Source organism: Geodermatophilus sp. URMC 65, from assembly GCF_053502545.1.
In genome coordinates this window covers 1,519,721-1,531,358 of the sequence record NZ_CP199954.1, presented here as the reverse complement: position 1 = coordinate 1,531,358, position 11,638 = coordinate 1,519,721, and the positions used below count along the sequence as shown (strand labels likewise).

The following is an 11,638-nucleotide window of genomic DNA, read 5'->3' as shown; positions in this document are numbered from 1 at the left end:
CGTCCGGCTGGCGCTCCGCTAGCGCGACCTCCCGAACCTCTGTCCTGTCGGCGCGGTGCGCCGAGCGGACGAGAGGAACAGGGACATGGAGCCTGCCGAGGTCACCGTGCTGGTCCACCGTGCTGCCGAGGGCGACCCCGCGGCCTGGAACGCGATCGTCGACGAGTTCTCCGGCCTGCTGTGGTCGGTGGTCCGCGGGTTCCGGCTCAACGAGGCGCAGTCCGCGGACGCGGTGCAGACCACGTGGCTGAGGCTGGTCGAGCACATCGCCGACCTCAGGGAACCCGAGCACGTGGCGGGGTGGCTGAAGACGACCGCCCACCGGGTGTGCCTGCAGGTGATCCGTCAGGGGGGCCGTGAGCAGCTGACCGACTGGGAAGAGGACCGGGGCCCGGTGAGCGGCGTCCGGTACGAGGGCCCCGACGAGGACGGCCCCGAGGCGGCCGCCATGCGACAGGAGCAGCAGGTGCTGGTCCGTCGCGCGCTGGCCGAGCTCCCCGATCGCCACCGGCAGCTGATGGAGTTGCTGGTCGCGTCCCCTCCGATCAGCTACCAGGACATCAGCGCCCGCCTGGGCATGCCGGTCGGCAGCATCGGTCCGACGCGTGCCCGGATCCTCGCTCGCCTGCGGGAGACGCTGGCAACGGTTGGGCTCCAGGACCTCGCCCTGAGGTGACCGTGCCGTGATCCGACGGGGGTCGCCGTCCGTGTCCCCACGGCCGCAGCAGCGGGCCGCGGGGCACGTGTCCTGCCGAACCGTCCCGGCGTCGGGTGACACCCGTCCGGGTGGGCCGGCACGTCCGTCGTCCACAGATCGTGGCGACGTCGGCCCGTGGACCGGCTCGTCGGCCTACTGTCCGTCGTCGTCCTGACCGGGTGTGACGACGGGGGTGCCGTGCCGACCAGTGCGCTGGAGGTCGTCGACGGTGAGGTGCGCGAGCTGATCCGCCGGCGTGGGTTGGACCCGTTCACCGACCCCGGTCCGGTGCGGCTGCTGGTGCGCGATGTGGTGGCCGACTACTCCGAGCGGTCGCTGACCTCGGCGCTGCCGCCGATCGGTGACCCGGAGTCGGTGGTGCGTGACGTGCTGGGCCGGGTGGCCGGGTTCGGGCCGCTGCAGCGGTGGCTGGACGACCCGGAGGTCGAGGAGGTCTGGGTCAACGAGCCGGGCCGGGTGTTCGTCGCGCGGCGCGGCCGGTCGGAGCTGACCACGACGATCCTGGCGCCCGGGGAGCTGGCCGACCTGGTGGAGCGGATGCTGCGCACCTCGGGGCGGCGGATCGACATGTCCACGCCGTTCGTCGACGCGATGATGCCCGACGGGTCGCGGCTGCACGTGGTGATCCCCGACATCACCCGGCGGCACATGGCGGTCAACATCCGCAAGTTCGTGCTGCAGGCGCACTCCCTCGACGAGCTGGTGGCGCTGGGCACGCTGACCCCGCAGGCCGCACGGTTCCTCGAGGCCGCCGTGGTCTCCGGTCTCAACGTGCTGGTCGCCGGCGGCACCCAGGCCGGGAAGACCACAAATCGTCAGTTCACCCGAACCCTGTTCAGCTTGGAGGGTCTTTGCGGCTCGGCGGCTGGGCTCCAAGCCGGGGCGGCAGGCAGTTGGGACACCGGCTTGTCGACGCGCCTGGCCGTCAGGCGAAGCAAAGCGCGGTCGCACGCCCCTGTTCCCATACTCTCCGAACCGTGTCACGAGCCGCCTCCACGCGCACAACCTGGGTTCCGTGGGTCTTGCTTGGTGTGCTTGTAGTCGGCCCGGTATATGCGATAGCGACTGTCTCCGTTGTGCGGGCGGACCTGCTGGACGTCGATAAGACGTTCTCGGCCGACGAGACGAAGGCGCTTTGGGCGCTTCTTGCCTCCGGCTTTACGGCCACCGTCACGCTCACCGGCTTTTTGATCACGCGTGCGCACAACCTCCGACTTCTCGCCGCACAGGAAGCGGCCGAGAGTCAGCAAGCAATCGTCCAAGAGGAGACAGAGCGGCGTCTTGTTCTTGACACGGCCGTGAAGGGTGTGAGCCTGCTGGGTGCCGGGGATGGCAAGTACGCTCCACGTGCGGCGGTGGCTGGCGCCCTTGCGACTCTTGTACACCTCGGGCACCCGGTTATTGCTATGCGCTGCCTAGCGGCCGCATGGGCGGATAAGGCTATAGATACGGCGAGCGCTACCGGGCTCATCGACGAGGGCCTTGCCTCGGATGACGGCGGTTCGCAACTTGAGGCGAACCTCCTCATGACTAATGCCGGTCAGCTCGTTACCGACGACCGGCCGGGCGACTTGCACTGGCCTTGCGATGGTTGGAAGAGTGGCGCGGGGATATTCGCATGGATGCGCGCATAGCCATCCGCTTTGCCGTTCATACAGCCCTCATGTCACGGCCGCGATCCTGGTGGATTCATGGGGCAACGTGGGCTGTTGCGATTCTTGACGCAGCGTTGGAGACGGACCCCGACGTCACGCTCCGCCGGAGTGTGGCTGCGTCGTTGCTCGTGCTCACTGACATGAACCAGTCCGGGGCTTCTCGCTTCACGATAGCTAGCGGCTGGCGCTCTTACGCCGATGTGAAGAAGCGTGCTAGTCAGGAGTTGAGTAAAGTGGGGGAGCGAGACAATCGGGTAGCAGTGCTCATGGAGAAGACCGCAGAGCTTAGGCGATGGAGCAGAGCCTGAATGCCGTTGTTCTGTCTTGTCGACGTGGGCTCGCGCGGATGTCGCAGCCAATCGCCTAAGCCTTGCGCATGAAGCGCGCCGTAGGCGCGCTCTTGACTTGAAGATGCAACATAACTCGGAGCGGTGTCCTCCCTGCGGCGTCGCGCCTTCGTGGGGTCACCACACGGAGGCGTCCTTCCCATAGGCGCGGGGTGTAGGTCCGGGGGGAGTCGGTCAGGGGCGCGCAGCGGCGAAGCGGACCCTTGACCGGGGGAGGACGGGCCGGAGACTGCGCCGACGGGGGAGGGCGACGACGCCGCACCGGATGTGTTCGCTGACAGCGGTGAATGGCGTGTCACATTTCGTAGCGCGGGACCGGCTTCTCTGGTTAGCCACCGCGCCAGAGGACACACATAGACGAGGGTTGCCAGCCCCACCCCGGCGCACGAGCCATGTGCGCGGGCAAGCTCATCCGGCGTCCGCATGGCCGACGGCAGCGACCTCGCCCGGTTCGGCGTGAACGTCGACGACCTGTTCGACGACGACGGCCAGGTCGACCCTGACCGGGTCACCGCCGCCGTCAACGCTCTGCTGGCGCAGCGTCCGCACCTGCAGGCCCGCCGGAGCCCGCGGCCGGACCGCTCGCAGGGCAGCCGCGGCGGCGCTTCAGGTAACGGTCCGACGTTCGCCGACGTCCTGCGGGGCGGCGTCGTCCGGCAGTCCATGACAGGGGCCGGACCCGTCAGATGCGGCGTCCGGCCCCTGCCATTAGAACGGTGGCTTGTCCGCGATGAGCGCCGATTCATCCCCAGCTGCGGCCATCTGGACGTCGTTCACTAAGTCTTCGAGCTGGTCCTGAGATAGCGCGGGATCAATCTGCACAACATGCTTCTGGACCCAGTCATCAAAAGACGTGGACGTTTCGAGGGTTCGAACCCCGTCAAAGTCTGCCAGTTCGGCGCGACCTGCCCGCACGATACGGTTCACGATCCTAATGAGGCCGCGCTTGTCGTGGTCATCAATCACGGACAAGGGCCGCCGCGGCCGACGCCCCAGCGACTTCCCCATGGTCGCGACCTGTTCCCGGAGATTCTGCAAGGCTTCCAGGATCTGGACATTGCTGTCGGCCACCGGGTCACCACTGGCCTGAACGGCCTCGAACCGCCGCGCCTCACGGAGCGGCGTTTCGATCTCCCCGGGCTTCGATACTGCAAAATCTGAGAAGCTGGCCAGCATCTTCTGGGCCTGCTCCAGCTTCTCTGGAGCTGTTGTGTCGTAGGCAACGATCCGCATGTCCTTGATGTCAAAAGGCGGCCGATCGCTCCCTTCTTGGAGATGCACAGTTGGCTTGCCGTATCCGTGCGCGATCGCGAGTTCATAGAACACGTTGGCGTTCAGTCCGGTAATGTCGGCAACAATCAGATCAGCCTCAAAGATGCTGCTAATTATCCGAGGAGTAATAGCCCCGGGATTGACGTCCTCGTCGGCTCGCTGCACATCGAACTTGTCCCCAATCGCTCTCCGGATTAGGTACTTGAGAACTCGATCGGCGCGCAGTCTCTCAGGCGAATCTTCCTTGCCGATCGGCGAAATCACGAAGCACCTCATGCGCTGAGCTGAATCCGTCATGCCGTCGCTTCCCCCGTCGCTAGCCTGATACGCGCGGCTCCAACCCATTGCCGCTACCGGTCACGCTATCGGAGTGGGCCAACTAGGGGCGCAAGCCACGGCTTGCGCCTGATCATCGACCGCTCGGTGAGTAATCCTGCACGTAGCCCCGCGCAGCCCGGCCTGGTGTCCGCTGCGCCGGTCGGCCGCCTCAGGAGGGCACCGCCAACATCCGGTCGAGCCGGTGACGCCCATCCCGCTCGCACCGTCTCCTGGAGCCCTACGTGCCCACCTACACCTCGATCGTCGGCATCGGCGGTCTGCTGCCCGAGCAGTACGGCGACCTCATCGTCCAGCCGGTTCAGGACGCCGCCGTCGCCACCCAGGTCGCCTCCGTCGTCACCACCGGCGCACACGACTTCCACCTGCCGATCGTCACCCGCGACGCCGGGGCCGCCTGGGTCGCCGAGGGCGACGAGATCGCCCCGTCCGGCGCCGCCTTCGACGAGCTGGTCGTCACCCCGCGCAAGCTCGCCGGGCTGACCATCGTCAGCCGGGAGCTGACCGAGGACTCCACCCCGGCCGCCGCCCAGGTCGTCGGCCAGTCCCTGGCCCGCGACATGGCCCGCAAGCTCGACATCGCCTTCTTCGGCAACCTCGCCCTGCCGGCCCCCGCCGGCCTGGCCGCGCTGCCGACCACCGGTGCCGGGGCCGTGTCCACGGTCGACGCCGGTGCCGCGTTCACCGATGCCGACCCGTTCGCCGAGGCGCTGTCGGCCGCCGAGCAGGTCGGCGCGACGCTGACGTCGTTCGTGGCCAACCCCGCCGACGCGCTGGCGCTGGCCAAGGTCAAGGAGGCCACCGGCAGCAACAAGCCGCTGCTCGGCTTCGACCCCACCGCCGCCACCTGGCGCATGGTGCTCGGCGTCCCGCTGCGCGTCTCCCCGGCCGTGGCCGCGGGCACAGTGGCGTGGAGCAGGGCATGGGCCAGTGCCGTTTGACGCTCATGGCCGGTCCAAGGCTTTGTCACCCACTCCTGCGAGATGAACGCAGCCACGAGCGATGAGCGGTGACTGTAGACCTCCTACAGATAGGCCAGCAGTTCCCGGCCGATGAGGTTCACGCGCTCAAACTCGTCGTAGAAAACGACGAATCCCCTATCGCGGATCCCTGCAGCAACCTCGGCTACATACCTGCGATGCTCGCCTGCGAAAGAAGGGGCCACATCGAAGTCCGCCGGAGTGGAGGGCACGGGCAACTCCTATCACTGGTAGGGCCGCGGGCTGGTTGCGCGGTCGAGTTCACGCCTGGCCCGGAGGAAGGGAGTAGGCGAACCTCGCGTGGCGCTGACCTGCCGGTCCCGCGTACCTCACGCCGCACACGGCCGACGGACGATCCCCTGCCGGCCGGATCCCAGGTACCGGCGCACCGCCGGCGTCGCCTCCAGGCGGGCCAGGGTGCGAGCCCGGGTCGGGCCGATGCTGCCGATCGGCATCCCCAGCCTCGCGCTGATCTCCCGGTAGCTGAGGGGAGGGTCGGCCGCGAGCAGGAGCAGCAGGTCGCGCTGCGTCGTCGGCAGGTCGGCGAGACCCTCCCGCACGGCCTCGACCTCCTCGGCCTGCAGCAGGTCGGCGTCGACCTCGGGGTCCCCTCCCGCGAACTCGTGCGCGGAGCCGTCCAGCGGGTCGACCGGGAGGGTCCGGCCGTGGGCGCGGGCCAGGCGGAGGCTCTCGTGGCGAGCCGTCGTCGCGATCCAGCCGGGCAGCGCGAGCGGCTCGCGGAGCCGGTGGAGGTGCTCCACCAGACGCAGCCAGATCACCTGCGCGACGTCCTCGGCGTCGTGCTCGCCGAGCCGGTACCCGCTGGTGATCGCGCGGACCAGCGGGGTGAACTCCTGCACGAGCCCCTGCCAGGCGCAGGGCTCGCCGCGCCGGGCGGCCTCGACGAGCGTCGGCAGGTCGGGCCGGCCGCTCGTGCCCGGGCTCGCGGCGTACCGCTGTGCACCGCGGCCCGAGTCGTCCTGGGGGAGCGCGTCGAGGCTGTCGTGGAGCGTGGACATGTCGGTCCTCCGTGGCGGCCGTTCGCTGGTGGGACGACTGTCGAGGGGGCCGGCACGGCAGGTCCAAGCCCATCAGGGACCGCGGACACGCACGGGGACACCGAGCCGGGCACGCGCTTGCCGGGGTGCGAGTGCGACACCTCCAGCGCTGGAGGTCCTAGGCTGGAGGTCCAGCTCCTGTGGCAGCCGGGGGAAGCCGATGCCCGAGGACGACCTGTCGGCGGTGCTGACGAACGTCGCAGCCGATGCCCGCCCGGTCACCCGCACGAAGATCGCCAACAGCCCGGAGACGCGCGCCTTCCTCGACATCGGGCTGCTGCTGCTCTGCGACGACCTGCTCGACCACCGGGGTCCCGACCTGATGGACGACCACGACGCCGGCACCCGCCTGTTCGCCGGGCTGTCGCAGGCCCGCTTGATCGAGCGCGCGGAGCACGAGGACGCCCGCCGGGAGCACCCGAGGATGCTGACCGTCGGGATGTTCCGCGACCGCTGGCGGTACAAGAGCCGCTACACCGAGGACCTCATCGCCTACCTGCTGCGGCCGGCTCTCGTGGAGCACACCATCAACGACGTGGCCGAGGCGGCCGAGGGACTCCCCGAGGACCTGCCCTTCGCCGAACTCGTCCGGCAGGTGGTCGAGCGGGTGATGGGCGTGACCCTGGACGACCCGTTGTGGGGCCTGCGCACGGTCGTCTGGGTCGCCCTGCCGAACCACCCGCGGGTGCAGATGTTCCTCAAGGCCCAGTACGAGCAGTGGATCGCCTACTGGACCGTCCTCCACGAGAGGCTCGCCGGCCGGTTCGGTCTGCAGTTGCGCCCGGAGTACACCTGGCACGACGTCGCGGAGGTCTTCCACGCCCTGGCGGAGGGAGCCCGGCTGCGTGCGCGGGCGACCGGGTCGGCCACGGCGCTCTCGTCCGGGGACAACGTCCTGGTCGGCGCGATCCACATGTTGCTGCCCGGCCTGTTCCTCAATCCGGAGGCCACGACCCGCAAGCCCTAGCCCGGCGGAAGTCGTCAGTGCCGGCTGCCGTTGAGCCGGCTGCCGTTGAGCCGGCTCGCGGGCAACCACCTGCGCCGACCGGCGCTCCCCGGGCCCGGGTAGGACGGCGGCCGGTCGAAGCCGCCGGCGACCGCGGCGGCGACGGACACGGCGGACGCCGCGGGCGCTCCGTTCCCGACCGGCGGTGGGGGAGGCGTCGGCACCCGCACCCCGGCGCCGTCCGCGCTCGCGGACGGGTCGCCGATGTGCTCACCGAGGGAGAGACAGCGGAGCCCGAGCTCGTGGCCCAGCCGCTTGTACGAGGAGAACTTGCCCTCGTCGAACCACTGGTCGGCGGTGCTGTCGTGCGGGAACACGGGGTTCGACGCGGCGTACGCGAGGACCTCGTAGGGCAGGTCCGGCCACAGCACCGCCTTGGCGAGCACGAGGACGCCGGTGCGCTGACCCGGGGGGAGCCCGCTCTCCTCCGGGTAGGTGATCCGCGCGGTGACGACGCCGCGCTTGCACAGCCGGGCGTTGAGCGCCGCCAGCGGGTCCTTCGGCTCGAACGGCTCGCCGCTGCCGGGGACGAGGTCGAACAGGTCGAACCCCGGCTGCGGCTCGATCCGCACCCCGAGCTCGTCGTGCGCCAGGCGCAGGGCCGCACCGAACGTTCCGGCGGTCGGCGGCGCGTCGCCACTGGCGTCGATGACGTAGATGGTGCGGCACTTCCGCCGCAGCGCCTCGACCAGGCCCAGGTTCTCGTAGTGGCCGCCGTCGGAGACGTGGAGCAGCCGCTGGAAGTACGGGTGGACGCCCAGCACCTCCCGCAGGAGGTAGGGGAAGCGGCGCACGTGCGGCATCCCCGGCAGGGTCCAGTCGTCCTCGGCCGCGAGGTTCTGGCGCAGGAGCAGGTAGTCCGGGTGGGGCAGCCACGACCCGAGCCGGGCGCCGGAGATGGCCAGCAGGCTGCCGTACCAGGACGAGGCCCGGCCCATCGCCGAGGCGAAGGCCGCGCCGCTGATGGCCACGGCCGCCTGGACGGTCAGGTCCCTCCTCAGCTGCTCCGGGCAGGCCTCGATCGCCACGGACGTCGGGACCCAGCCGACGTCCGGCCCGCCGATGTGGTCGCTGCTCATCACGTAGGAGACCGCCCGGAGCCCGGGAGCGGTCCGGTCGTCGTCGACGAGGTTGGCGGCGGCGGCGAACAGGAACCGGGGTGCCGGCGATCGCCAGTCGTCGGGGTGCACGCAGCCGTAGCTGCTCAGCGTGGTCCGTTCGGTCGGCAGGTAGGGGACGGCGACCCCCCGTGTCGCGCGGACGGCGAAGGCACTGGCCAGCCGGGAGCGGTAGAAGGGGTGCAGGCTCAGCGCCGTCTCGTCGACGAAGCCGCCGACGAACAACCACAGCACGCCGAAGACGAGGGCGGTCCACAGCGCCGCCGCACCCGCCCGGGTGGAGACCGCAGCGCCGAAGACCAGCAGCCAGACGGCACCCAGGAGGGCGAGCACGAGCGCGAGGAGCAGCAGCCGCAGGACCGAGGCGGGCGTCGTCGCCGTGGACTGCGCGGCCTCGCCCCGCTCGAGGAGCTTCTTGACGCTGCCGGGCTTCTTCTTCCAGAAGGCCGCCACCGTGGCGAGGTAGCTGAGCAGGACGGTGACGAGCGGGCCGCCGACGGCGACGGCGCTGCTGTCCCCCGTGCGCGCGTAGAGCCAGCAGCTCGCGAAGGTGACCGCCGGGACCACGAGGACGAACGTGGCCACGACCGCGGCGAGGGCAGCGGCCGCCTGAGCGGTGCGCACGAGGAACCGGCACGTGCGTGAGCGTCGGCCCCACCAGCTGGTGAGGACCGCACCGGCCATCCAGGACAGGCACGCGGCTGCGGTGAGGACCCCCAGGCCCCAGAGCGCCGCTGCGTGCGGCGCCGGATAGGGGACGGACCGGCCGCTGACCGGGACCCCGACGTGGCTCAGCTCCGTGACCGGGACGGCGGCGTAGTAGACGCCGATCAGCACACCGACGACGACGGCACCGCTGAAGAGGACGAACAGGCTCCCGACGAGCCCCCGCGCCAGCAGCGCCAGGGCCAGGGCCAGCTTGCCCGCCGTGCTGGCCAGGTAGCTGGAGTGCCGTCGGAGGTGGTCCTCGACGACGCTGCCAGGTGCCAGTGCGTTGTCCGGGTTCCGGTCGACGCCGTCCCTGGGCGGGTCGGCCGAGCCGCCACGGGTCAGGGCCTGCACCAGCGCCCCGGCGGTGTAGCCGCCGCCGGACACGGAGATGACGTAGTCGGCCTGCTTGACCACCGGCCGCAGCGCCTGGACCGCGCCGAGCGCGACGCTGGCCGAGCGCACGCCCCCGCCGGACAGGCACACCGCCACCGGCCCGCCGTCCTCGGCCGATCTCGCAGTGGACCGCGGGTCCCGGGGCACGCGGTAGGCGTTGCGCCACCGGGTGGAGTCGAGCATCGCTGCGGGGACCCGGTCGGGGATGTTGTCCGAGGGGGGTGGTTCCAGCGGGGGCGGCGCGATGATGCCGCTCGTGTCCATCGCGGCGAACCGCCGGAGGCGGCCCCTGGTGTTGCCGATCACCCGAGCGAAGGTCAGCACGAGACCGATGAGCGCGGCGACCGCGGCGGGGACGGCTGCCGACCACTTCACCGTCGCGGCTGCCCCCGCGGCGACGTAGCACCACTCGGCCCGTTCGCCGAAGTACAGGAAGGCGTTCTCGGCGAGGTCGGCGACCACGGTCGCGGCGGCGCAGAGGAGGCCGAGGTCGGCGAGGTGCCGGGACGTCTTGCTCCAGGTCATCATCCGGGCCAGCCAGCACAGGACGGCGAGAGCGGAGCCGTAGCCGAGGATGAGCCAGACGTCCGGCCCGAGCGTGTCGCGCAGGAGCGCCGGGTCGCCCGGGCGCTCGAGCCCCAGCTCGATGCGGACGAGGCCGGGCAGAGGTGGAGCGAGGTGCCGGTAGACCGCCCATCCGGCTCCGGTGGCAGCCACGGCCGCCAGGGCGAGAGCGACGGCCGCCGTGCGGGAGATCCGGCGCTGCATCTTGGTGGTCGGCTCCATCGTCGAGACCGGCGGTCCGGCCTCGGCGGCTCCTCCCGGTGCCGGGGGAGATGTGCCGGCCGCTGTCGCCGTCGCGCCGGGAGAGGTCGACTGTGCTGCTCGATCGGCCACCGTGTCCTCCGCCTGGAGTGCGGTCCGCGGGACGGCAGCCGTTCGCGGGGCGCGGGAGCTGCCACCGGAGGGAGGGGCGAGGTCGTCGTGCTGATACGTGTCGGGCGCTCCTCCGGCCGGTGCCCGGACAGCCGAGCACGCTGCCGAGGTCTCCTCCACGCGCGGCCGGTCGCGAGCGCGACCGCTACGTCGAACCCCGGCGATGGCTCTGCCGGTGGGCGCGTGGCGGCGCTGCGTACGACGTGGCCACGGCGCGCACGGCCCGTCCTGGACCACGAGCGGCCGGTGAGGGACACCGGCAGTGGCCCGGTGCGGCGCGCAGGGGCGAAGGACCCTGTGGTGATCTGCGGAGACTGGATGGCAGCATCGCGCCCTTCGGCGAGACGGGTAGGTCTCGTCGTGGGTGAGACATGCCTGGGGGAGATCATGCGAGCGCTCAGGACCATGGTCGTTGCGGTGGTGGGTGCGGCAGCGGTGCTGTTCGCGCCCGGAGTCGCCACGGCTGACATCGGATCCCAGGACTGCGACCCGCCGTGGTTCTGGTGGATCCCGCTGCCCTGCGCGACGGAGTAGCGCCGGCCGGCTCGGGGCGGCTCGCAGGGGTCCGCCGCGGGACCGCGGTGCGCCGGCCCTAAACGCGATGATCGTCACACCGTGCAACGGCGAGTTCCGTTACGTGTCGGCGCGCCGGGTGTGGTGACGCCGGTCTCGGTACGCGAACACGGGCGGTGTTCTCGGCGGTATCTCCGTGTTCAGTACGCGAACACGTTCTGTCACGGACATGCCCAGCGAGGCGGTCCGCGACCGCAAGATCGCCCGATCCGTTGGCGTGCGACGGACACGAGTGCTTACGGTGCCTGCCGGCGCCCGAGCGGGTGCCCGAGTGAACGATGTGGAGAACCGAAGGTCCCACCGACGCCATGCGCAGGTGCGCGGGGGAGAGGGCGGCGACGAGGCCGCTGTCCTGTCCGGTCCCACCCGCCCGGAGAGGGAGTTGGAATGCCCTGCCTGCCGCGTCCGAGTCCTCGTGCCCACCGGTCCCGTCAGAGCTGACGCCGGACACCTCCACCACCGCTCAGCCGTCCACCTGAGCTGAGCGCACGCCCGCTGCCGGGCGTCGCGAGCACGTCGCTCGTGCTGCGCCCTC

At 70.7% G+C, this 11,638-nt stretch carries 10 protein-coding genes; 5 read left to right on the top strand and 5 right to left on the bottom strand.

The genetic code is table 11. From position 1 onward, the window contains the following. Nucleotides 1-85 precede the first annotated feature (85 nt). The 3 genes from ACWIX7_RS07370 to ACWIX7_RS07360 all read left to right on the top strand — a co-directional run bounded on the left by ACWIX7_RS07370 (nucleotide 86) and on the right by ACWIX7_RS07360 (nucleotide 2,352). On the top strand, nucleotides 86-676 hold the full coding sequence (locus tag ACWIX7_RS07370; protein WP_448620898.1) for an RNA polymerase sigma factor: 591 nt from the start codon (nucleotides 86-88) through the stop codon (nucleotides 674-676). A gap of 219 nt (nucleotides 677-895) precedes the next feature. Then, nucleotides 896-1,759 (top strand): ATPase, T2SS/T4P/T4SS family, encoded by an 864-nt coding sequence (locus ACWIX7_RS07365; RefSeq protein WP_448620897.1) that lies wholly within the window; start codon nucleotides 896-898, stop codon nucleotides 1,757-1,759. A 35-nt stretch (nucleotides 1,760-1,794) separates the two neighbouring features. After that, the gene (locus ACWIX7_RS07360) at nucleotides 1,795-2,352 is read left to right on the top strand and encodes a hypothetical protein (RefSeq protein WP_448620896.1); all 558 of its coding nucleotides are present in this window, start codon (nucleotides 1,795-1,797) and stop codon (nucleotides 2,350-2,352) included. 776 nt (nucleotides 2,353-3,128) lie between these two features. On the opposite strand, the gene ACWIX7_RS07355 is transcribed toward ACWIX7_RS07360, so the two are convergent. Both ACWIX7_RS07355 and ACWIX7_RS07350 read right to left on the bottom strand, forming a co-directional pair. Continuing rightward, on the bottom strand, nucleotides 3,129-3,269 hold the full coding sequence (locus ACWIX7_RS07355) for a hypothetical protein (protein ID WP_448620895.1): 141 nt from the start codon (nucleotides 3,267-3,269) through the stop codon (nucleotides 3,129-3,131). 159 nt (nucleotides 3,270-3,428) lie between these two features. Further along, a complete protein-coding gene (locus ACWIX7_RS07350; protein WP_448620894.1) occupies nucleotides 3,429-4,256 on the bottom strand; it encodes a hypothetical protein in 828 nt (275 codons plus the stop codon). A gap of 296 nt (nucleotides 4,257-4,552) precedes the next feature. Between ACWIX7_RS07350 and ACWIX7_RS07345 the strand changes: the two genes are divergently transcribed. After that, nucleotides 4,553-5,269 (top strand): phage major capsid protein, encoded by a 717-nt coding sequence (locus tag ACWIX7_RS07345; protein ID WP_448620893.1) that lies wholly within the window; start codon nucleotides 4,553-4,555, stop codon nucleotides 5,267-5,269. 83 nt (nucleotides 5,270-5,352) lie between these two features. Here the strand turns inward: ACWIX7_RS07345 and ACWIX7_RS07340 are convergent, their stop codons facing one another. Both ACWIX7_RS07340 and ACWIX7_RS07335 read right to left on the bottom strand, forming a co-directional pair. Next, a complete protein-coding gene (locus tag ACWIX7_RS07340; RefSeq protein WP_448620892.1) occupies nucleotides 5,353-5,520 on the bottom strand; it encodes a hypothetical protein in 168 nt (55 codons plus the stop codon). Between the two features lie 117 nt (nucleotides 5,521-5,637). Next, nucleotides 5,638-6,327, bottom strand: a complete 690-nt coding sequence (locus ACWIX7_RS07335; protein WP_448620891.1) for an RNA polymerase sigma factor — start codon at nucleotides 6,325-6,327, stop codon at nucleotides 5,638-5,640. A 199-nt stretch (nucleotides 6,328-6,526) separates the two neighbouring features. Between ACWIX7_RS07335 and ACWIX7_RS07330 the strand changes: the two genes are divergently transcribed. Beyond that, nucleotides 6,527-7,333, top strand: coding sequence for a hypothetical protein (locus tag ACWIX7_RS07330; RefSeq protein ID WP_448620890.1), 807 nt, complete (start codon nucleotides 6,527-6,529; stop codon nucleotides 7,331-7,333). 14 nt (nucleotides 7,334-7,347) lie between these two features. Here the strand turns inward: ACWIX7_RS07330 and ACWIX7_RS07325 are convergent, their stop codons facing one another. After that, nucleotides 7,348-10,380 carry a patatin-like phospholipase family protein gene (locus tag ACWIX7_RS07325; RefSeq protein ID WP_448620889.1) on the bottom strand — a complete coding sequence of 1,011 codons (3,033 nt, stop codon included), beginning with the start codon at nucleotides 10,378-10,380 and terminating at the stop codon, nucleotides 7,348-7,350. Between the last annotated feature and the right edge of the window lie 1,258 nt (nucleotides 10,381-11,638).

Coding starts and splice junctions, on each gene's coding strand:
- ACWIX7_RS07370 (WP_448620898.1), top strand. CDS start 86: ATGGAGCCTGCCGAGGTCACCGTGCTGGTCCACCGTGCTGCCGAGGGC.
- ACWIX7_RS07335 (WP_448620891.1), bottom strand. CDS start 6,327: ATGTCCACGCTCCACGACAGCCTCGACGCGCTCCCCCAGGACGACTCG.
- ACWIX7_RS07330 (WP_448620890.1), top strand. CDS start 6,527: ATGCCCGAGGACGACCTGTCGGCGGTGCTGACGAACGTCGCAGCCGAT.
- ACWIX7_RS07325 (WP_448620889.1), bottom strand. CDS start 10,380: ATGGAGCCGACCACCAAGATGCAGCGCCGGATCTCCCGCACGGCGGCC.